This is a genomic window from Planctomycetia bacterium (genome assembly GCA_015200345.1).
Taxonomy (GTDB): Bacteria; Planctomycetota; Phycisphaerae; order UBA1845; family UTPLA1; genus PLA3.
In genome coordinates this window covers 2676741-2696691 of sequence record CP054187.1, presented here as the reverse complement: position 1 = coordinate 2696691, position 19951 = coordinate 2676741, and the positions used below count along the sequence as shown (strand labels likewise).

Sequence of the window (19951 nt, the reverse complement as noted above, 5' to 3'; positions counted from 1 at the left end):
CGACCTTCCTATGGATGCACTTCCACTTTGCAGGCCGGCAGCGCCGCGAGGAACTTCCTCCCGTAGTGCTTCGTCCGCACGCGCTTGTCGAGGATCACCACGATTCCACGGTCGCTTGCCGTGCGAATCAAACGCCCGAAACCCTGCTTGAGTTTCAGCACCGCCTCCGGCACCTGGTATTCCATGAATGCGTTACCGCCGGACGCCTCGATCGCCTCGACCCGCGCGGCTGTCAGCGGTTGATCCGGCGGACTGAACGGCAGCTTCGTGATGATCACGTTCCCCAGCGCGTCGCCCGGCACATCGACCCCCTGCCAGAACGACTCGGTGCCCAGCAGCACCGCGCGGCCGTCGGCCTTGAACGCCGCCAGCATCGCCGATCGAGCCATCTCCCGCCCCTGGACGAGCAGCCGCATCGCGTTCGCCGCGCAAAAATCCTTCAACAGCGCTTCGGCCTGGTTCAGCGCCGCGTAACTGGTGAACAGCACAAACGCGCGCCCACCGGTCATCTCTAAATACGTCTTGATCTTTTCACACGCCGCCGGCAGGAACGCCGCGTCGTTCGGCTCGGGCAATCCCGCCTCCACGTGCAGCGTCACCTGCTCGCGATAGTTAAACGGCGAATCCAGCCGCAGCGACTGTGCCTCCACCACGCCCAGCCGGTCTCGCAGGTACTCAAATCCCTCTTCGCCGCCGGTCGAAAGCGTCGCGCTGGTCAGCACGATGCTCTTCACGCGCTCGAACAGCGCCTCGCGCAGGATCGGCCCCACCGTCGTCGGCGCGGCCCGCAGCGACACGCCGCTGTCACGTCCGTTCGATGCCTCCAGCCAGTACACGCAATCGGCCAGTTGCTGCTTCAGCAGCGCCTCCAGCGCCTCGGCCGATTCCACGCAGCGATCGGCGGCGCTGTTCAGCTCAAACTGCTCATCCTCGCGGGGGCATTGCGCCTTCACCTCGCGCAGCTTCACCGCCAGCGCGTGCAGCGCCGGCGAAAGCAGATTCTCCACCCGCGGCGGCTTGCGCAGGCGCGACGTCCCGTTGCCCGTCGCCAGCAGCCCGATCTGCGCAAACAGCGCATCGGCCTTCGACCGCACCGCCGTCACCTCACGCCGCAGCGGATCGCACTCCAGCATCGCCAGCAGCCCGCGGCCCGTCCGCTCGTTGAACAGCCCGTTCAGCAGCGCCTCCACCGTGCGGCTGCTCACGCTCACGCCGAAGTAATCGCTCGCCACGGCCTCCAGCGTGTGCGCCTCGTCGAAGATCACCGCGTCGTAGTCCGGAAGGAACGACACGTTCTCGCGCGACCGCAGCGCCAGATCGCTGAAGAACAGCGCGTGATTGACGACCAGCACGTCGGCGTCGGCCGCATTCCGTCGCGCCCGCTGATAAAAGCACTTCTCGTACGTCTCGCACCTGGGCCCCATGCAGTTGTTGCTTTCGCTGCGCACGTGCTGCCACAACTGCGGCAGCGGCGTGAACGGCAGGTCCGACAGGCTGCCCTCGCGCGTCTCGTAGGCCCAGTCCTCGATCCGCCGCAACTGCTCCCCTTCGCGCGACTCGACCAGCATCGCCCCCTGCCGCCGGCTTGTCTGCATCAGACGGCGCAGGCCGAGGTAATTGTGCCGCCCCTTCACCAGCACGGCCTTGAACCGCCCCGGCACCACGCGCCCCAGCGCTGGGATGTCCTTTTCCATCAACTGTTCCTGAAGCGCGATCGTGTGCGTCGAGATCACGACGCGCTTGCGCTGCGCCACCACGTGCTCGATCACGGGCAACAGATACGCAAAACTCTTTCCCACGCCCGTCCCCGCCTCCACCATCAAATGGTGCGGACCCGCCAGCGCCTCCCCCACGGCCTGCGCCATCGCCAGTTGCTGCGGCCGAGACTCGTAGCGCTCCAGCGCGCGGGCAAAGAGCGCCGCGCGATCCGAGGGACCGACCCGTTCCGACGCCGGGGCGGAATCCGGCCCCGTTGCAGACGCGGCGGCGGCATGCGATTCGGCGCTCGACGGCCCCGGCGAGGCCCTCGCGCGGCGGTGCGTGGTCTCGGCTGCGGCGGCTTCGCTCATGTCCCCTTTCATGCCTGCATCAGATGCTGAATGAAGTCCTTGATGAAAAACACCATGATGAGCGACGTCACCATCACAATCACCGTCGCCAGCACCGTCACCAGCGTCGTGCCGGTGATGATGCCGCGCTGATACGTCGCCATGATGTGCGGCCGCGCCATGACCAGCATCGCCAGCAGCGTCGCGGCGATGGAAGGCCAGATGCTGATCGAGTGGACGTAGCTGTAGAGCCAGACCCAGCGCGGTACGTCCTGTTCGTAGCCGATGGCTCGGTGAACAAAATGGCCGCGGACGTAATAGACGGATTGCCCGTCGAGTTTTTTGATGTAGCCGTTGGGAGCGTCGCCGCCGATGATGGCGTAGATGACGGCGTAGACGATGAAGTTGCTGATGCCCAGGACGATGAGCCAGGTGCAGATTCGATTTCGCCGCCGCCGGTCCATGCGATTAGCGTAAACGATGCCGCGGAGGGCGTCGATTCAGATGCGGTTGATTCGATCCGAGCCGCCCGATCGCGTATCCAGCAGAAGGTTGACCGGCCCGGCGTTGATCGACGCCACGCGCATCGACGCGCCGAAGCGGCCCTGCTCCACGTGCACGCCCAGCTCGCGCAGCGCCGCGCAGAACTGCTCGAAGAGCCGCTCGGCTTCCTCCGGCGGGGCCGCGCTCGTGAACGCCGGCCGGCGGCCCTGGCTCGCGTCGGCCAGCAGCGTGAAGTTGCTCACGGCCAGCACGCTGCCGCCAGACTGACACACGTCGAGATTCATCTTGCCCGCCGCGTCGGGGAAGATCCGAAGGTAACGCACCTTCGACGCCAGCGCCGTCGCGTCGGCCGGGCCGTCCCCCATCGCCACGCCGACGTACACGAGCAGGCCCGCCTCGCAGCGGCCGACAGCCGCTTCGTCCACCGTGACCTCGGCCTGCGCCACGCGCTGCACGACGGCGCGCATCAGGCGTCCCCTTTCAGCCCTGCGCCGGGTGTGTCCGCGGGCGTGGGTGATCCGGCGGAGTCGTGCCCGTTGTGCGCTGCGAGCAGCTTGCGCGCCTTGTCCAGGACCACGTCGCGCAGCGCCGGCGGCTCCAGCACGGTCACGTGCTCGCCGTAGCTCATGATCCACGACGCGATCTCGCTCAAGCCGTCGACCCGCGCTTCGAAGATCAGCGCGCCGTTCGGCTCGCGATGCGTTACCTGCGTGTCATGCCAATGCACCTCCTCCACGCTTGTCGCCACGAGCGGGCAGAATCGCAGCCGCACATCGTATACCTGCCCCTCGGGGATCATCCGCCACGCCAGACCGAAATAGTTCTTCTCGTCGAAGTCGCGCGGCGGCGTGAACGGCTCGGCCGTCACGTTCACGGCGAGCATGCGCTCAATCTTGAAGGTGCGAAGGGACTGGTGCGCGTGGCTGTAGGCGATGAGATACCACGCGCGCGAGACAAAGATCAGCCGCAGCGGATCGAGCAGGAGATCCGCATCGGACTTGTCCTGCACGCTGTCGTATCGCACGCGAACGCGCACGTGCTGCGACAAGGCCCGTTGCAGCGACAGAAAAACATCCGACGCGGCCTCGCTGTCGCTGACCGGTGGCCAGCGCACGGAGATGCCGTCAATGAGCTGGCCGCAATGGTGCAGCAGGGATTGGGGCAACTGGCTTTCGATCTTGATGGCGGCGTCCAGCGCTTTGCGATACAGGGGATGCACCTGCCGCGCGAGGAATCGGCGTGTGATCAGCAGGAGCGCGAGGGCCTCGTTCGAATCGAGATGCACCGGCGGCAGCAGCGGCGCTTCGCCGAGCGAATAGGTGTTCTTGCTCGCGTCGAATTCGCACTCAATGCCGGCGGATTTGAGCAGGCTCAAATCGCGAAAAAGCGTACGGCGGCCGATCTTCGCCTCGCGCGCGAGGCCGTCGGCGTCGAAATTCCGTCCGCTTCGCAGCAGCGTGATGAGCTTGAGGAGGCGATGAACGCGATGGGTCTTCATGGCATCCGGTCCGCGGGATCAGGCCTTTGCCTTGGCGCCGCAACCATCGTAACCAAAACGACCCATCGGGAACAAGCGCGGCTAGGCTCGCGGCAACGTGGTGATCGACGCCACGATCAGGACACCGGCCAGCACCAGAAAAGCCCGGCGATGCTCACGAAGACCGGCAATGCCGTAGACCGCGCCAAGAATGGCCAGCGTCAACGGTTTGACCCAGCCTTCCGGCAGGGGAGCGCCCAGGAGCTGCGCCAGGGCCGCCGCCGGCAGCAGCAGCAACGCCAGGAACCACATCGGCACGGCGAAGGCGCGCCAGCGCGTAGCCGGAACCAGCTCGGCCAATCCCAGGACGGGCAGCGCGATGACGCTGTAAACAATGGGATCGTACTGCACGAGCCAGCCGCGAAACGACGATGCCGGAAGCCGGACAAAAACGAACAAAGCCGCTGCCGCGATGAAGACAAGTGACATGGCAGCCAGCGCCGGCGATCCGCCCTGCCGGGCCGCGAGCGCGGCGATCAGGGCACACAGCAGCAGCACGCCCAGCCCGCAGACGATCCGCCCGGCGCTCTTGTCGTCCACCTCGGCGATGCGCTGGGGCCAGATCGCCATCTGAAAGGCGATCAGCGCCGCGATGGCCATGATGAAAAAGGCCGTGCGACGCGCATACGGGATCATTCGCCCGGTCGTCGTCCAGGCGATGCCGTTGAGCAACTGCTGATCCCACACCCCGGCCAGCCAGCGCCAACAGGCCGCCATCACAGCGAGTGCCATTAAAATGGCATTATACAGCACCGGCATGCGCCGGGCATACTGCGCCGACAGGCTGTCGGGCAGAAGTTTCGCCGTGATCGCCGCCGCCCCGTGGACGATCGCCGCCGTCACCAGGGCCATGCCCAAACCCGCCGTGTTCGCGCTCCAGCGCCGATAGGTCATAAACAGGCAGGCATAGCCCGCGAGAAGGCTCACGACGGCCGCTCCGCTGAACACCGCCGCGCTGGGCGCCTCGCGCCGAACGAGTTGATACACCCCCATGATCAGCAACGCCGCCGCGATCATCGCCTCGGTTTGAATGTATCCCGGCCACCGCGAATACGGCTCGACCAATTCGTCCAGCCGGTCCGGCCACGCCGACGCGATCCGGCGGCGATAGCGATGATCCTGTATCACGGCCGCGACGATAATCAACGCCGCCAGCCCCGCCATCAATTGAAACACCCACGACCACCAGGGCGGCAGCCATGCGACCAAACCGCTTTCGGCTCGGCCGCCCCGCACCGATGGAAACAGCATCGCGCCCCACCACGCCGCCAGCGCTCCAATCACCAGCACCATCGTCGGCTGGTGCGGCCGACGATGCGAGGTCCGCCAGAACAGAACGGCGATCAAGAGCGCCGCCAGCGCCAGGAAACCACCGATCGGAACCGACAGCCCGCGCTCGCGCGTCAGGCTGAACAACCGCTGGCCGGTTTGAACGGCGAGAAAGTATGCAATCAGCCCGGCCGCCGTGACCCCCGCGAGCAGGCTCCAGATGAAGAAGGCATCCGACGGCGGATGTCGCGCATCGTCGCGGCGCGAACGCTCGCCCAGCGCGGTCGCCGCGCCCATGCCCGAACAAAGCAGGCACACCACGGAAGCGAACATCAGCGCGAGATACATCGCCGGCTGCGTGCCGGCGAAGCGATCGTGGACGACGAGCGCACCGCCCAGCGTCACACCAGCGACAAAAAGCGACGACCCCAGCCCGACCGGTAAGCGCTTTTGAAAAATCTGCGCGATGATACCGACCACCACGCAGCCCAGCACCACCCGATCGCGACGGCTAAGCTCGGTCAGCTCCGCGACCGGAAAAAACCCGCGCTGCGCGTTCAGGAATACTTGATTGAAGAACATCGGTTACCGCGTGCCCAGGGGAAGCGGCGCCGGCGGCGCGGTCATGGCTGCTCGGACAGCACCACGTTGTTGTATTCCAACAGCGTACCCTTGGCGCGTTCCACGTCAACGATGCCCTGATTGTACGTGACCAAGGCCTGCAGAAGGCTGCGGCGGGCAGTCGCGAGGTTGATCTGCGCGTTCAACACCGCGTCCAACTCGGCCGGACTCTTGCGCTCCTGTCGCTCCTGGAGCGAACGGAGGTTTTCCGAGGCGGCCGTGACCCCTTCGTGACTGGGCAGCAACTGGCGAAAGCTCGTATCGAGCGTGCGAAGCGCCACGCGGCAATCGGTGATGATGTTATCCAACGCCTGCTTGTAACGCACGACGGCCTGGCTCTGTTGCAGCGCAGCGACGCGAATGCCGGCCCGTTCAGCCCGCTCGCCGAAGTTCCATTGGAACTCAAGGCCGACGAAGTGGTCAATGAAGTTGCCCGTGCTCAACTGGTCCCACGCATTGGCGGAATTGCCCGAGAGACCGTTAAGCGTGAAGCGATAAATGGCGTCCAGCCGCGGCAAGGCTTGGTTCTTGGCGATGCCCAGTTGCAGCCGGGCGATGTCCACCGAGTGCCGCGCCTGAATGATCTCGGGCCGCCGCTCCAGGGCCGTCTGCACCGCGTAGAACGCGTCGCGCAGGACTTCGATCGTCGTCGGATTGTCGGTCGGAATGATTTCATAATCCGCCGACAGCGGAATCTCTGGATCGTTCAGCAGGTTGAGCAGTTGATCCTCGGCGTTGCGAACGCGGTTCTTGACATCGATGTATTCGGCTTCGCGCGCTTTGACCGCCACCCGGCTGCGGAACAACAGCGTCTGGTAGGCGTCGAAATCCGTGCGGGCCTCAATCTGGCGAAGCGTGAGCTGCGCCTCGGCAAGCACTTCCGCCACGATGACCACGTCACGGCGGGCCTGTACGAGCGTCCAGTAAGCCTGCTCGGCGCCGTTGAGGTTCTCGATCACGCGGGCGCGAAAGGCCTCTTGATTGATCCGCTGCTCGTTCTTGCGAATGTTGATCTGTGCCCGGTTGAAGTCGATTCCAAAATTCCGCAATAGTGGCTGACGCAACTCCGTCACAAAATTGTGCTGCCACGATGGATTGAGCAACTGAAACTGGAAGCCCGGATTGTCCACGCGCGTCATCTGCTCGGTGAACGTCACCGTCGCGCCCGTGGCCAGCAGCTTGCGGATGCCGCCGTTGATCACCGTCGTATCCGTCTGACTCGCGATCAGGGCCGACGGCGTCGGCTGGTCCGTATTGTTGCGATTGGCATTTGCGAAAAACGCCAGATCGAACGCCGCTTCGGCCTGCACGACCTGCGCCGTGCTGATCGCCGGCGCGTAGCCGTCCACCTTGATCGCGTAGTTGTTGCCCAGCACGCGACGCAGCGCTTCCGCCAGCGACAGGCGATACTGGTTCGGCCGCTTGATTTCGCTGATGTAGCGAAGCGAGTCCTCGTAAATGCGCTCGTACTCGCGGCGGATGCTCGGACTGAAACGTGTCGATTCCAGCCGCTTCTTGAAAACCTCTTCGGCCTGCGTGGGATCGGGAACCTGTAACCAGACAACAGACTCAATAGAGGGCTGCGTCGTCGCGACGCCGGTCCCAACCAGTTCCACCGGCGGCGGCGAGTCGAGCTGCGTCAACGCCGGCGCGGAATCCGGCGTCTGGTCGCGCGCCATCCGCTGCGCATACTGCTGGACCTGGGCATCTTCAACCTGCGTAGCCCCATGATGACAACCGGCTGGTAAAAACACGGCGAGCGCGATCACCGCTGGCCCGGCGAACGGCAGTGAGAACAATCGCATCATTCGATATCCGCTCTACTTGGCGTCTGGACGCCAGTTGGAAAGTCCTTGCGTTGTGGATCGGGCACGCCGCTGGGTCGGATCGGGCATTCTAAGGATCAAACACAGGGTGTCAAAGCTCTTGCCAATACTGGTATTACGGCAAAGCGAACCGCATTTCTGGAACGTCGTCCCCTGCAAGCACGCTGGGAGCGTACAACGACCCAGTTGCCGACGCAGTTCAACGTCAACATATGCCAAGCTCGCTCGCGAGCGAGCGACCTATCTCTCGTTGTGTGACCGCTCATGGCGAGCAATACTCATAACATCTTGTATGTCATAATCTTATGACTGTAACACGATTCCTCGTCTTCGTTCCGGCAATAGCTTTCGTGTTTGACTTCCGGAGTGAGCTCCCTTACGCTTCGCTTTCGTTCGCCGGGCCAAGTCCGGCGGGCAGTCGTAATCCATTTGAGGCCGATCGATGGCCCGCCGCGAGGCGGGGTGGCGATCGAAGGGCATCCAGCTACGCGGCCGGATGAACTAGCCTTGGGAACGACCCACGCAGCCGCGTCCTATCTATCCCGCATGTGGGCGGGTTTGGACCATGGCGTGGCGCCGCGAGGCGCGCGAACGCCATGTCACGCTGCAATTGGAAATGAAAGGCGCCATCACTACCCGGTAGTGTAATGGTAGCACAGCAGATTTTGGTTCTGCTTGTCGAGGTTCGAGTCCTCGCCGGGTAGCTTTTCGTTTTTGTCGCGCGCCTGGCGCGCGGCGGTGTGTGAATGCCAACCGCAACGGAATGCGGAGAACTTGCATGACGCAGGCGAATACCAATTCATCCGGTCGCCCGACGGCGGCCGTCATTCTGGCCGCGGGCCGCTCGACGCGCATGAAGACCGAGCTGCCCAAGGTGCTGCACGAAGTGTGCGGCCGGCCGATGCTGGCGTATGTGCTTGATGCCTGCCGACAGGCCGGTATCTCGCGTCTGATCATCGTTGTAGGCTTTGGCCGTGAGGCGGTCGAGAAGGCGTTCGCCAACGAGCCGGATGTGACGTTTGTCCACCAGGCCGAGCAGAAGGGCAGCGGCCACGCGGTCATGGTCTGCGCCGATTCACTGAAGGGTTTCACCGGGGACTGCGTGGTCATCGCCGGCGATATGCCGCTGATTCAGGCCGACACGCTTTCCACGCTGATCGGCGGGCATCGCGCGACCGGCGCGGCGGCCTCGCTGGCGACGACCACGCTGGACGACCCGACGGGCTACGGTCGGATCGTGCGCAATGCCCACGGCGAGTTCGAGAAAATCGTTGAACATCGCGACTGCACGCCGGAGCAACTGGCGATTCGCGAAGTCAACCCGAGCTACTATTGCTTCGACGCGGGGACGCTGCTCGACGTGCTGCCGAAGATCAAGCCGAACAACGCCAAAGGCGAGTACTACCTCACCGACGCGCTGGAGCTGATCCGCGCTGCGGGCAAGCCGGTGCGGGCCTCGGTGAACGTCCCGGCGGCCGATGCGACGGGAATCAATTCGCGTGTCGATCTGGCGGTCGTGTCGGCCCTGATGCAACAGCGCATCGCCGCGCGATGGATGGATTCAGGTGTCACAATTGTGTCACCCTCGAACACATGGATCGACCACCGCGCGACGATCGGCCCCGAGACGATCATTCGACCGTTCACGACCATCGAGGGCCACGCGCGAATCGGCGCGGGCTGCGAGATCGGGCCGTATGCCTATGTGCGCGACGGCGCCGTGGTGGCGGACGGCGCGATCATCGGCCCCGGCGTCCTGACGGCCATCGACACGGCGGGCAAGGGCATGACGGCGGCCGCATCAGCGAGTGGTTCGGGGCGCAAGCAGGTGGTGGTGCGTCGACCGCCGGCACAAAGTGGGATAGCGTGAGGGATCATGCGATGACCGCAATGGATGACGAACTGAAGATCTTCACGGGTCGGGCGAATCCGAAACTGGCCGAATCGATCGGCGAGTATCTGAATCTGCGCCTGGGCCGCACCCACGCCGAGACGTTTCCCGACGGCGAGCTGTTCGTCAAACTGAACGACGACGTGCGCGGGCGTGACGTGTTCGTCGTCCAGCCGACCTGCAACCCGGTGAACGACAGCCTGATGGAGCTGCTGGTGTTCATGGATTGCCTGCGGCGGGCCAGTGCCCAGCGGATCACGGCCGTGCTGCCGTATTTCGGCTATGCCCGGCAGGATCGCAAGGACGAAGGGCGCGTGCCGATCTCGGCGAAGCTGGTGAGCAACCTCATCCGCGAGGCGGGGGCCGACCGCGTGGTCACGATGGACCTGCACGCAGCACAGATTCAGGGCTTTTTCGACATTCCGGTCGATCACTTGCAGGCCGCGCCGGCGTTCCTGAAGCATTTCAAGGACCTGGACTACAAGAACGTCGTCTTTGTCAGCCCCGACGTGGGCAACGTGAAGCGCGCCCGCGGCTACGCCGAGAAACTCGGCTGCGACCTGGCAATTATTGACAAACGTCGCACGAGTGGCTCCACGGCCGTCGTGCACAACATCATCGGCGACGTCGAAGGCAAGGACGTCGTCATGATCGACGACATGATCGCGACGGCCGGCACGGTCTGCGAAGCGGCGAAAATCGTCCGCGAGCGCGGCGCGCGGAGCGTGCGCGGCGCCGCGACGCACGCCGTGTTCGCGGGGCAGGCGGTCGAGCGGCTGGAGAAGGCACCGTTCACCGAGATCGCCGTGACCGACACGATCCCCTTGCCCGACGCAACGCGCAAGCGGCTCAAAAATCTGGTCGTGTTGAGCGTGGCCGACATCATCGGCGAAGCGATCGCACGAATTCACAAACATCAATCCATCAGCAGCCTGTTTCAGATGGCGTAAGAGGAACACACCATGGACATCCCAACGATCAAAGCGGAAACACGAAAAGCGGCCGGCTCCCGCGCGGCGGCCCGGTTGCGGCGCGCCGGAAAGCTCCCGGCGGTCATCTACGGCCACAAGGAAGCGCCCCTCGCCGTCGCGCTGGACAACCACGAAATGGAAAAACACCTTTCGCACGGCACGCACGTGTTGCAGCTCGACCTCGGTGGCAGGAACCAGCCGGTACTCATCAAGGACGCGCAATACGACCACCTCGGCATGGCCTTGCTGCACGTCGACCTGACGCGCGTGGACCTGAACGAGAAAGTCAAGGTTCGCGTGCCGCTGGAGCTGCGCGGCACGCCCAAGGGCGTGGCCGGGGGCGGCGTCCTGCGGCAGGACCTGGGCGATCTCGAAGTCGAGTGCCTCGCCACCAACATTCCCGAGAAGATTCGCATCGATGTCAGCGAAATGGCTCTCGACGCGGTGCTTTACGTGAAAGACCTCAAGCTCGATGCCGGTCTCACCGCCGCCGGCGACCTCGACGCGGTCGTCGCCACCTGCCGTGTGCCGGTCGTCAAAACCGAAGAGCCGGCGGCCGCATCGGCCGAAGGCGCCTCGGCCGAGCCGGAAGTCATCGCCAAGGGCAAGGTGGAAGAAGCCCCCGAGGAGGGTGCGAAGGAGTAGCCGTTGGCTACCGAGGAATCAGAGATTGGTAAACGGCTTATGGCTCACGGCGTCTCATGAAACTCATCGTTGGGCTGGGTAACCCCGGCCGACAGTACGCAGAGACGCGGCACAACATCGGGTTTCGCGTAGTCGATGAGCTGGTTCGGCGCTGGTCTCTTGGAAGCGGCCGCGAAAAGTTCAGCGGCTTGTTGTACGACGGGATGGTTGCGGGCGAGAAGGCCGCGTGCCTGCAACCGATGACGTACATGAACTTGAGCGGCAAAAGCGTCCTGGCGGCGGCGCAGTTTTACCAGTTGCTGCCGGGCGATCTGTTGATCGTGTCGGACGACGTGGACCTGCCGCTGGGCCGGTTGCGGATGCGATCGAGCGGATCGGCGGGCGGGCAGCGCGGGCTGGACGACGTGCTGCGGTGCCTGGGGACAAGCGACGTGCCGCGCTTGCGCGTGGGCATCGGTCGCCCCAGCCGCGGCGACATGGCGAGTTACGTAACGTCGCCGTTCGCGGCCGGTGAGAAAGACGAAGCAGACCGCATGGTGCCGCGAGCGGCCGATGCGGTGGAGATGTGGATCCGCCGTGGGATCGAGGCGGCCATGAACGAAACGAACCGGTCGGACGCGACGGATTAAGCGGCCCGGCCCGGCGCCGACGGCGTGAGACGCGCCCGGACGCAAGCAAGGAGTCGAATTGACGTGAAAACCTACGAAGCCATGTTTTTGTTGGAGCCGTCCCTGTCGGGTGATTTCGCGGCGGCCGAAGCCGAGATTCGCCGCATCCTGGACCGGGCCGAGGCCAAGGTCCTGGGCGTTCGCAACTGGGAGGAACGCAAGCTGGCGTATCCCATCGGCCCGAACAAGCGCGGTCTGTACGTGCTGACGTTCTTCGAGGCCGCGCCGGACAAGATCGCCGGCATCGAGCGCGACGTGCAGCTTAGCGAGAAGACCCTGCGCGTGCTCATCCTGCGCCGCGAGCGCATGACGGCCGAACAGATCGAAAAGGCCATGACCGCGCCGCTGCCTCCCAAGACGCCGGTACGACCGGCGGATGAATGGGGCGGCGGCGGTTTCGGCGGCGGTCGCGGACGGAGCGACGGCCCACGACCAGCGGCACCGATCGAAAGCGACGCGGCCGTTGCAACGGAAGAAGACGGAGAAGACTTGGCGGATGAGGCGGCGGAGTGATACGACCGCACGAACTCTTTCAGGACGCGGTAACCAGCAGGGAGGGATACGACGATGGCGAACTTTAACAAGGTGATCCTGGCGGGCAACCTGACGCGTGATCCGCAGTTGACCTACCTGCCGAGCAATACGGCCGTCTGTGAATTCGGCATGGCAATCAATCGCAAGTGGAAATCCCAGAACGGCGATATGCGCGATGAAACCTGCTTCGTGGATCTCCGCGCGTACGGCCGCCCCGCCGAAACGCTGAACCAGTACATGAGCAAGGGCAAGCCGTTGCTGGTGGAGGGCCGACTCAAGTACGACCAGTGGGAAGGCAAAGACGGCCAGAAACGCAGCAAGCTGTATGTGGTCGTGGACAACTTTCAGTTTTTGGGTTCGGGTGGCGCAGGCGTTGCCCGCGGCAACCAGGAGGGCGGAGGCGGCCGCGTCCAGCGACCGCAACCCGCGGCCGCGCCAACCGTTGCCGGCGCAGACGAACCGCCGCCCTATGACGATGTTCAACCGCCGGCGGGAGACGACATCCCGTTTTGAGCGACTGAATAAACGCAACGCATATTGGAGATGAACCAGGCCGGTCGCAGGGGTGATCGGACGCAGCAAAAGGGAATCAGCCGTGAGAACGATGACCGCAGGCCCCCGACGGGGCAAACCGACGAACAACAAGAAGAAGCTCCGCGTGCGCGAGCCGGCCAAGTGCCGCTTCTGTCGCGAGAAGATGGAAGAAATTGACTACAAGGACCTGCCCGTCCTTCAGCGGCTGGTCACGACGCAGGGCAAACATCTCTCGCGCAAGCGAAGCGGCAACTGCGCCAAGCATCAGCGCGCCAGCCGCCAGGCGCTCAAACACGCGCGCTTCATCGCGCTCATGCCGTTTTGCGGTTAACCCCGGCACATTCACCAGGAGACGACTCCGATGGTCAAGTTACTCTTACGAAAAGACATCCCCAACCTCGGCCTCTGCGGCGACGTGGTCGAAGTCTCCGCCGGTTACGCGCGGAATTACCTGCTGCCGTATCACCTCGCCTACGAGCCGACGCCACACAACCTGAAGGCGGTCGAGGCTGACAAGAAAATCGCCGCGATGGAGCGCGAACGCGTTCGCGCCATGCTCCAGGAGACCGCTTCGCGCCTCGCCGGCGTCGAAGTGACGATCTCCGCCGCCTGCACGCCGGACGGCCACCTCTATGGATCGGTCGGCCCGCGCGAAATCGCCGCCGCACTGCTCGACGAAGGACACAGCGTCAAGGCCGATCAGATCAAGATGTCACACAACATCAAGGAAGTCGGCACGCTGGAAGTGCCGATCGTCCTCGCCGACGACATCCGAGCGACGGTCAAGGTCTGGGTCGTGGCCGAGAAGGCCGCGATTGAAGAAGAAGAAGAAGCCGCTGAAACGGAGGTCAGCCATGCCGCCCCAGGCACCCACGACGCAGCCGGTCAATCGAGCAACGACGGGAACCCGGCCGACTGACGCCGGTCTGTCCAATCGCGTCCCGCCGTGGGATCTGGAAGCCGAGCAAAGCCTGCTCGGGTCGATGCTCGTCGACTCGGACAGCATCGGCCAGGTGTTGCAGATCATTCCACCGAGCGAGGCAACGCGCTTCTACCGTCACGATCACCAGCTTCTCTACGAGGCGCTGGTCGAGTTGTACGACGTCGGCAAGCCGATCGACCTCATCTTGCTGGAAGATGATCTGCGCCGGCGCGGCACGCTCACCGAGATCGGCGGGCGCGAGTACCTGCTCGAACTGCACGAGTCCGTCCCCTCCTCGGCCAACGCCGAGTACTACGCGAACATCGTCCGCGACAAATCGCTGCTGCGCGATCTGATCAAGTGCAGCGGCGAAATCCAACACGCCGCCTACAACCAGGCCGAGCCGGCCGCGCAGATTCTCGACGAAGCCGAACACAAACTGTTCGACGTCACCGAGAAGCGCGTCACCAACCAGCCGGTGACGCTCAAGCAGTTCCTTGATGAGACGTTTGAAAAAATCAGCGCCGCCGGCGAACACGAGGTCACCGGCGTCCCCACGGGGTTTCGAGACCTCGACGAACTGCTCGGCGGCATGCAGTCCGGCGATCTGATCATCGTCGCGGCGCGGCCCAGCATGGGAAAGACCGCCCTGGGCCTGTCGATGCTCGAGTACATCGGCATCGCCGAGGCCCTGCCGTGCGTTTTCTTCTCCATGGAAATGAGCAAGCTGCAGATCACGCAGCGCATGCTCTGCTCGCTCGGCTACGTGGACATGAACCACCTGCGACGCGGCCGGCTCACGGATCGCGACAAACGTCAACTCGAACGCGCTCGCCGCCAGATGGAGAACAAGCCCGTCTTCATCGACGACAAACCCGGCATGAGCATCATGGAGCTCCGCGCCAAGGCGCGGCGGCTCAAGCAACTGCACGACATCCAGGTCGTGTTCGTCGACTACCTCCAGCTCATGTTCGACCCGGCCGCTCGCGAGAGCCGACAGCAGGAAATCGCCGCGATCAGCCGCGGCCTGAAGGCGCTGGGCCGCGAGCTGAACATCCCCATCGTCGCCCTCGCCCAGCTCAACAGGCAGGTCGAAGGACGCGACGGCAATCGCCCCCGCATGAGCGACCTGCGCGAAAGCGGAGCCATCGAGCAGGACGCCGACGTGATCGTGCTGCTGCACCGCGAGGATTATTACCGCGATCGCAAGCGGGTCGGCGGAAAAACCGACGACGACGCGATGCCGCCTCCGGCCGACACCGGCCGCACCGAGCTGATCGTCGCCAAGCAGCGCAACGGCCCGACCGGCACCGTGGAGATTCACTTCACGCCGCAGTACGCGCGGTTCGACAACGCCGCCGCGCCGCATTTGTCGGGCGATGCCGCGGCCGACGCCGAGGCGCGCGGCTTCGACGAAGACATCGCGCTGGATGGCGAACTCCCACCGCCCGGCGCCGCCGACTCCGACGAAACGCCGTTCTAAGACGCTTGTCGCCGATATGCCCTCGCAGGTGGCGGGCCTGAACGACCCTGCCACGGCCCGCGGACCGCTCCGTGACCGTCGCGGCTCTGAAAAAAGCGCGCGGCGCTGTCAAGACGCCGCGGCTCGGTGGAAGCGACGGTTCGGCATGATCCAGCAAGCGCGTCCACGGGCGAATCAGTGCGTGACAGCCGACCGGCTTCAATAACTCACGCATCCCAGCAGATCGCCGACGGCCGCGCGCAGGTTTGGCGCCTGCAAGCCAAACAGGCTCAAGATGCTCCAGCCCAGGTTGATAAACAACTGAAGGAAACTCGTCGGCGAGTCAAAGAGAAAGCAAAGCAGATTGTCCATGTGTCGGCTCCTTCCGGCCACCGGCCGCTTGGTCCGCGTGTCATCCTAATTCATATCGGCGAGATCAAAAACGCGGGCACACACCCGCCTCTGACCGCGCTGGCCCGCTTTGCCCGGCTTTCGACCTATTCTCCACCGATTTTCAACGTCATACCCATCGCGTGGAAGATTCGATCACGCGCGGCCAGATACCCCGGCGCGTCCAGATCGCGCGGCCGAGGAAGGTCGATCCGCACTTCGGCGCAGATCGTGCCCGGTCGCGAACTCATCACCAGCACCCGGTCGGCCAGTTGCACGGACTCCTCGATGTCGTGCGTCACGAACAGGATCGTCTTGCGTTCGGTCCGCCAGATGCGAATGAGGTCGGATCGCATCTTCATGCGCGTCAGGAAATCCAGCGCCCCGAACGGCTCGTCCATGTACAGGATATCCGGTCCGGCCGCCAGCGCCCGCGCGATCTCCACGCGCTGCTTCATTCCGCCCGACAATTCGTGCGGATAGGCTGAATCGAACCCGGCCAGTCCGACCATGTCAATGTAATGCCGCACGATCGCGTCGCGGTCTCGCCGCACCGCACGCAGCAGGCCGAACCCGACGTTGTCGCGCACGTTCAGCCACGGGAAGACGCCGTTCTCCTGAAACAGAAAAATCCGCCGCCGGTCCGGCCCCGTCACCGGGCGACCTTCAACGATCACTCGGCCGGCGGTCGCGCCGAGAAACCCGGCAACGATGTTCAGCAGCGTCGATTTGCCGCAGCCCGACGGCCCGACGATGCAGACGAACTCCCCCTCGCGCACCGAAAGCGACACGTCGCGCAATGCTTCAACTTGTTCGCCATGCGTGCGTCCGCGGTAGGTCATGCGCAAATCGCGCACCTCCACGGCGGCGGGTTGGGTTGCGGTGGCGTTCATTGCGAAGCATACCCCCAGCGGACTTCGTCAAATCGCTCCAGCCGGCGCATCAGCAAGTCCAGCACGAGGCCAATCAGGCCGATCATGACCATTCCCGCTACGACGAGGTCGTACCGTTTGCCTGCGTTGCGCGCGTCGATGATGAGAAAGCCCAGGCCGCTGTTGACGGCGATCATCTCGGCCGCGACGACGACCAGCCATGCCACGCCCAGTGCGATGCGCACGCCGGTGAGAATCTGCGGCAGGCACGCGGGAAAGATCACGCGCGTGAACAGTTGCCGTTTGCTCAAGCCGAAGTTCCGCGCCGCCCGGACATAGACAAGTTGCATATTCTGTACAGCCGCCATCGCCGCCACCGTGATCGGAAACACGCTCGCGAGAAAGATCAGAAAAATCGGCGATTTGTCGTCCACCCCGAACCATAATATCGCGACGGGAATCCACGCGATCGGCGAGATCGGCCGCAGCACCTGGATGATGGGGTTGAACGCGCGAAACAACCGCACCGACCAGCCCAGCAGCAACCCGAACGGAATGCCCAGCATCACCGCCAGTCCGAAACCGACCGTCACGCGAAACAACGACGCGACGGTGTAACGCACCAGCCGCGAATGCTCCATATAGACAAACGGCGCGATGTACCAGGGCGTCTCCGTCGGAACCGCCGGCGCGGGCCGTGCCAACTCCGCCATGCCGCGGAGCACCTCCAACGGCGTGGGAAACAAATCGCTCCCGCTCCACCGAACCGCCCCGTGCCACGCCAACAGCACCCCGCCCGCGACGAACAGAGGCAACGCCACCGCGCCCGCTCGTCCGGATTCGCGCATCACGGCGTGCCCTCCGGTCCAGCCGGCACGGGCATCTCAAACACATAGGGCGGCACCGTCGCCTCATCCGGCACGAAGCTCGGATCGCAGTAATCCTCGAAGTGAACCGTCCCTTTCAAGATGCCCGACTCCCGCGCGAGCAATTCAATCTCCTCAAAATCCGGTCGCCGCACGGTCAGATTGGTGTACTTCACTCGGTCCGGCGGCTTGCTAAGCACGAATTGAAGCAGCCGCGGATGCTGGTTGTAGTAATTCTTCGAGACAAACTGGGACGCCTGCATTCGATGATCCATCGTCTGGTCCAGCCACTTGCCGCTCCGCGCGATGCCGTCCACGAGCGCCTGCACCGTCGCGCGGTCGCTTTTGATGACATTTTCCGGCACCGCCAGCACACACGAAATGAATTCCGGCCAGATGTCCTTCGTCAGGTACAACACGCGCCCATAGCCGTCCATCTCGGTCTGCGCCATGAACGGCTCGCCCGACGTGATCGCGTCCACTGATTTCGTGGCGAGCGCGACGGGCATGTCGGGCGGCGGCATCTCGACCATCGTGATGTCGTCGATGGTCATGCCGTGATCCTTCAGCGCCTTGAAGATAAGCAGCCGCTGGTTGGAGAAGCGATTCGGCACGGCGACGACTTTGCCGCGCAAGTCCGTCATCCGGTAAATGCGCGAGTCCTTGTGCACCATCAGCGCGGTGCCATCTCGGTGGCCCAGGTAAACAACCTTGATCGGGATACCCTCCTCGCGAAGCTTCATCGCCATCGGCGCGAGGATGAAGGTCGCCTGCGTGTAACCCGACAGATACGCCTCTTTCAATTCGGGCCAGCCGTTGAAGCGAATCGGCTCGAAGATGCCGTCGCCCGCGAGCTGGCGGTTGATGAAATCCGTCACCGGGCAAGTCAAATGGCACGTCACCGGCAGAAACCCGACGCGGAACTTCTTCTGCTCGCCCTCGGCACTCCGCGCGGCGAACGGATGGATGTGCAGATTCAGCCAGCCGTGCAGGATGGTGATGAGCACCATCCACAGGACCGCGAACTTCAGAACGGATGCGCGAAGGGACTTCATGGAAACGCACCATGTGACAGCCACGGCAGACCGGCAGCCATTCCCTCGTATCCCATCCGGAATCGAGGACCATTGAACGCCCTGATGAGAAGACGTTCGTGAATCCTCGCCGGTTGGTCATTCGATCGTACGGAGTCTGGAATCAACAACAATCCCGCCGTCGCCGCGCTCGGCTCGGAGGTCGTGGCCGCGCTGCCGAAATGCCGTTGCGTCGCGCGAAACCGTCACTTCCCCGAACTGGGCACATGCTGATCCACCAGGATCGGATTCCCGTCCGGGTCCTGCACCATGAAGCTCGCCGGGCCGGTCGACACTTCGTCGGCGGCCGGTTCGGGCGTCAAGCCGCGGCTCTTGAGTGTCTTCTGGATGTCACGCACGTCGTCGAACTTCGGCAGCGTGGCGCAGGCGCGATCCCAGCCGGGGTTAAACGTGAGAATGTTCTTGTCGAACATTCCTTGAAAGAGGCCGATCGTGGCCGTCTCGTTCTGAACGATAAGATAGTTGTGCTTCGCATCGCCCGCGACGGCCTTAAAGCCGAGCTTCTCATAAAACGCGCGCGACGCGGCGAGGTCCTTCACCGCGAGGCTGACCGAGAAATTGCCGAGCTGCATGGAAGGTTCTCCTGTTTCACGGCTCGCCGCCGTTTTAACTGCCGGATTCGCGGCACAGCCGCACAGGGCACACACGCATGCGAACGCGAGGATTCGACGCATGGCCGCATGATATCACAAACGAGGGAGAGGCTTTACTCGGGGCGACTAGATTCGAACTAGCGACCTCCTGGTCCCAAACCAGGCGCTCTAACCAGACTGAGCTACGCCCCGTGTGCAGGAATTATACACACGCGCGATGACTTCATCGATTGCGCCGGAATCGTCGATACCGGTCGCGCGTGGACCCAGTCAACCGGCCGGAGGGCGCTACGGCCCGCCCTGTTCCCACAGGCCGCAGATGTTGCCCTGCGGGTCTTTGATCGCCGCGTAGGCGCCGACGCCGGGGACAGGCGTGCGAGGCAGGGCGACCTCGGCCCCGAGCTTGGTCGCTTTCGCGATGGCCGCGTCAATGCTCTCCACCTCGACGTAATTCATCCACGGGTGCTGCGGGTGCATGCGCTGCATGACCGCGCCGTTGATGCCGGGCCCGTCGGAGCCCGTGTCGGCCAGCCAGTACTCCGGTCCGTCAAACGGGGCCTTGGTGAACTTCCAGCCGAACAGCTCGCCGTAGAATTTTGTCAACTGCCCCGGCTGGTCGGCAGGGATTTCGAAGTGCACGATGCGATTGGAGGCCATGGCAAATGCTCCTTTCCGGCCGTGAATGTAGCCGGTTAAGTTCTCGG

Annotated in this window: 21 protein-coding genes and 2 tRNA genes; 10 read left to right on the top strand and 13 right to left on the bottom strand. The window is 64.0% G+C overall.

Annotated elements, in window-relative coordinates; genetic code table 11:
- Positions 1-8: 8 nt before the first annotated feature.
- The 6 genes from HRU71_11045 to HRU71_11020 all read right to left on the bottom strand — a co-directional run bounded on the left by HRU71_11045 (position 9) and on the right by HRU71_11020 (position 7787).
- The gene (locus HRU71_11045) at positions 9-2069 is read right to left on the bottom strand and encodes a DEAD/DEAH box helicase (protein QOJ03982.1); all 2061 of its coding nucleotides are present in this window, start codon (positions 2067-2069) and stop codon (positions 9-11) included.
- Positions 2070-2077: 8 nt separating this feature from the next.
- On the bottom strand, positions 2078-2512 hold the full coding sequence (locus HRU71_11040; protein QOJ03981.1) for a hypothetical protein: 435 nt from the start codon (positions 2510-2512) through the stop codon (positions 2078-2080).
- A gap of 36 nt (positions 2513-2548) precedes the next feature.
- Positions 2549-3019: a D-tyrosyl-tRNA(Tyr) deacylase gene (locus HRU71_11035; protein ID QOJ03980.1), complete on the bottom strand. Its 471-nt coding sequence runs from the start codon at positions 3017-3019 to the stop codon at positions 2549-2551.
- On the bottom strand, positions 3019-4050 hold the full coding sequence (locus HRU71_11030) for a WYL domain-containing protein (GenBank protein ID QOJ03979.1): 1032 nt from the start codon (positions 4048-4050) through the stop codon (positions 3019-3021). The genes HRU71_11035 and HRU71_11030 overlap by 1 nt, the downstream gene beginning before the upstream one ends.
- An 81-nt stretch (positions 4051-4131) precedes the next feature.
- Complete coding sequence (locus HRU71_11025; GenBank protein QOJ03978.1) at positions 4132-5940, bottom strand: hypothetical protein; 1809 nt, start codon at positions 5938-5940, stop codon at positions 4132-4134.
- Between the two features lie 41 nt (positions 5941-5981).
- A complete protein-coding gene (locus HRU71_11020; GenBank protein ID QOJ03977.1) occupies positions 5982-7787 on the bottom strand; it encodes a TolC family protein in 1806 nt (601 codons plus the stop codon).
- A 651-nt stretch (positions 7788-8438) separates the two neighbouring features.
- On the opposite strand from HRU71_11020, the gene HRU71_11015 reads away from it, so the two are divergent.
- The 10 genes from HRU71_11015 to dnaB all read left to right on the top strand — a co-directional run bounded on the left by HRU71_11015 (position 8439) and on the right by dnaB (position 15453).
- Positions 8439-8509, top strand: a tRNA-Gln gene (locus tag HRU71_11015).
- 74 nt (positions 8510-8583) lie between these two features.
- Positions 8584-9675, top strand: a complete 1092-nt coding sequence (locus HRU71_11010; GenBank protein QOJ03976.1) for an NTP transferase domain-containing protein — start codon at positions 8584-8586, stop codon at positions 9673-9675.
- A 20-nt stretch (positions 9676-9695) separates the two neighbouring features.
- Positions 9696-10646, top strand: coding sequence for a ribose-phosphate pyrophosphokinase (locus tag HRU71_11005; protein QOJ04996.1), 951 nt, complete (start codon positions 9696-9698; stop codon positions 10644-10646).
- A gap of 12 nt (positions 10647-10658) precedes the next feature.
- Complete coding sequence (locus HRU71_11000) at positions 10659-11312, top strand: 50S ribosomal protein L25 (GenBank protein ID QOJ03975.1); 654 nt, start codon at positions 10659-10661, stop codon at positions 11310-11312.
- Between the two features lie 56 nt (positions 11313-11368).
- Positions 11369-11941 (top strand): aminoacyl-tRNA hydrolase, encoded by a 573-nt coding sequence (locus HRU71_10995; protein QOJ03974.1) that lies wholly within the window; start codon positions 11369-11371, stop codon positions 11939-11941.
- A gap of 63 nt (positions 11942-12004) precedes the next feature.
- Positions 12005-12493, top strand: coding sequence for a 30S ribosomal protein S6 (gene rpsF, locus HRU71_10990; protein QOJ03973.1), 489 nt, complete (start codon positions 12005-12007; stop codon positions 12491-12493).
- Positions 12494-12547: 54 nt separating this feature from the next.
- Complete coding sequence (locus HRU71_10985) at positions 12548-13027, top strand: single-stranded DNA-binding protein (protein ID QOJ03972.1); 480 nt, start codon at positions 12548-12550, stop codon at positions 13025-13027.
- A 91-nt stretch (positions 13028-13118) separates the two neighbouring features.
- Positions 13119-13379, top strand: coding sequence for a 30S ribosomal protein S18 (locus HRU71_10980; protein ID QOJ04995.1), 261 nt, complete (start codon positions 13119-13121; stop codon positions 13377-13379).
- A gap of 30 nt (positions 13380-13409) precedes the next feature.
- Positions 13410-13967: a 50S ribosomal protein L9 gene (gene rplI / locus HRU71_10975; GenBank protein QOJ03971.1), complete on the top strand. Its 558-nt coding sequence runs from the start codon at positions 13410-13412 to the stop codon at positions 13965-13967.
- Positions 13903-15453, top strand: coding sequence for a replicative DNA helicase (gene dnaB / locus HRU71_10970; protein ID QOJ03970.1), 1551 nt, complete (start codon positions 13903-13905; stop codon positions 15451-15453). Before rplI ends, dnaB begins: the two co-directional genes overlap by 65 nt.
- Before the next feature lie 198 nt (positions 15454-15651).
- Here the strand turns inward: dnaB and HRU71_10965 are convergent, their stop codons facing one another.
- From HRU71_10965 to HRU71_10935, 7 genes are all read right to left on the bottom strand, one after another.
- Positions 15652-15804 (bottom strand): hypothetical protein, encoded by a 153-nt coding sequence (locus tag HRU71_10965; protein ID QOJ03969.1) that lies wholly within the window; start codon positions 15802-15804, stop codon positions 15652-15654.
- 125 nt (positions 15805-15929) lie between these two features.
- Positions 15930-16715 carry an ABC transporter ATP-binding protein gene (locus HRU71_10960; protein ID QOJ03968.1) on the bottom strand — a complete coding sequence of 262 codons (786 nt, stop codon included), beginning with the start codon at positions 16713-16715 and terminating at the stop codon, positions 15930-15932.
- Complete coding sequence (locus tag HRU71_10955) at positions 16712-17542, bottom strand: ABC transporter permease (protein ID QOJ04994.1); 831 nt, start codon at positions 17540-17542, stop codon at positions 16712-16714. The genes HRU71_10960 and HRU71_10955 overlap by 4 nt, the downstream gene beginning before the upstream one ends.
- Positions 17542-18615, bottom strand: coding sequence for an ABC transporter substrate-binding protein (locus tag HRU71_10950; protein QOJ03967.1), 1074 nt, complete (start codon positions 18613-18615; stop codon positions 17542-17544). Before HRU71_10950 ends, HRU71_10955 begins: the two co-directional genes overlap by 1 nt.
- Positions 18616-18839: 224 nt before the next feature.
- The gene (locus HRU71_10945) at positions 18840-19226 is read right to left on the bottom strand and encodes a VOC family protein (GenBank protein ID QOJ03966.1); all 387 of its coding nucleotides are present in this window, start codon (positions 19224-19226) and stop codon (positions 18840-18842) included.
- 138 nt (positions 19227-19364) lie between these two features.
- Positions 19365-19439 (bottom strand) — tRNA-Pro (locus HRU71_10940).
- A 96-nt stretch (positions 19440-19535) separates the two neighbouring features.
- On the bottom strand, positions 19536-19904 hold the full coding sequence (locus HRU71_10935; protein QOJ03965.1) for a lactoylglutathione lyase: 369 nt from the start codon (positions 19902-19904) through the stop codon (positions 19536-19538).
- Between the last annotated feature and the right edge of the window lie 47 nt (positions 19905-19951).

What these genes read in the sequence shown, in the direction of transcription:
- HRU71_11010 (QOJ03976.1), top strand. Translation starts at nt 8,584, where the DNA reads ATGACGCAGGCGAATACCAATTCATCCGGTCGCCCGACGGCGGCCGTC.
- HRU71_11035 (QOJ03980.1), bottom strand. Translation starts at nt 3,019, where the DNA reads ATGCGCGCCGTCGTGCAGCGCGTGGCGCAGGCCGAGGTCACGGTGGAC.
- HRU71_11025 (QOJ03978.1), bottom strand. Translation starts at nt 5,940, where the DNA reads ATGTTCTTCAATCAAGTATTCCTGAACGCGCAGCGCGGGTTTTTTCCG.
- HRU71_11000 (QOJ03975.1), top strand. Translation starts at nt 10,659, where the DNA reads ATGGACATCCCAACGATCAAAGCGGAAACACGAAAAGCGGCCGGCTCC.
- HRU71_11020 (QOJ03977.1), bottom strand. Translation starts at nt 7,787, where the DNA reads ATGATGCGATTGTTCTCACTGCCGTTCGCCGGGCCAGCGGTGATCGCG.
- HRU71_10935 (QOJ03965.1), bottom strand. Translation starts at nt 19,904, where the DNA reads ATGGCCTCCAATCGCATCGTGCACTTCGAAATCCCTGCCGACCAGCCG.
- HRU71_11005 (QOJ04996.1), top strand. Translation starts at nt 9,696, where the DNA reads ATGGATGACGAACTGAAGATCTTCACGGGTCGGGCGAATCCGAAACTG.
- HRU71_10945 (QOJ03966.1), bottom strand. Translation starts at nt 19,226, where the DNA reads ATGCAGCTCGGCAATTTCTCGGTCAGCCTCGCGGTGAAGGACCTCGCC.
- HRU71_11030 (QOJ03979.1), bottom strand. Translation starts at nt 4,050, where the DNA reads ATGAAGACCCATCGCGTTCATCGCCTCCTCAAGCTCATCACGCTGCTG.
- HRU71_10955 (QOJ04994.1), bottom strand. Translation starts at nt 17,542, where the DNA reads ATGCGCGAATCCGGACGAGCGGGCGCGGTGGCGTTGCCTCTGTTCGTC.
- HRU71_10980 (QOJ04995.1), top strand. Translation starts at nt 13,119, where the DNA reads ATGACCGCAGGCCCCCGACGGGGCAAACCGACGAACAACAAGAAGAAG.
- HRU71_10965 (QOJ03969.1), bottom strand. Translation starts at nt 15,804, where the DNA reads ATGGACAATCTGCTTTGCTTTCTCTTTGACTCGCCGACGAGTTTCCTT.
- dnaB (QOJ03970.1), top strand. Translation starts at nt 13,903, where the DNA reads ATGCCGCCCCAGGCACCCACGACGCAGCCGGTCAATCGAGCAACGACG.
- HRU71_11045 (QOJ03982.1), bottom strand. Translation starts at nt 2,069, where the DNA reads ATGAGCGAAGCCGCCGCAGCCGAGACCACGCACCGCCGCGCGAGGGCC.
- HRU71_10985 (QOJ03972.1), top strand. Translation starts at nt 12,548, where the DNA reads ATGGCGAACTTTAACAAGGTGATCCTGGCGGGCAACCTGACGCGTGAT.
- HRU71_11040 (QOJ03981.1), bottom strand. Translation starts at nt 2,512, where the DNA reads ATGGACCGGCGGCGGCGAAATCGAATCTGCACCTGGCTCATCGTCCTG.
- HRU71_10950 (QOJ03967.1), bottom strand. Translation starts at nt 18,615, where the DNA reads ATGAAGTCCCTTCGCGCATCCGTTCTGAAGTTCGCGGTCCTGTGGATG.
- HRU71_10995 (QOJ03974.1), top strand. Translation starts at nt 11,369, where the DNA reads ATGAAACTCATCGTTGGGCTGGGTAACCCCGGCCGACAGTACGCAGAG.
- HRU71_10960 (QOJ03968.1), bottom strand. Translation starts at nt 16,715, where the DNA reads ATGAACGCCACCGCAACCCAACCCGCCGCCGTGGAGGTGCGCGATTTG.
- rplI (QOJ03971.1), top strand. Translation starts at nt 13,410, where the DNA reads ATGGTCAAGTTACTCTTACGAAAAGACATCCCCAACCTCGGCCTCTGC.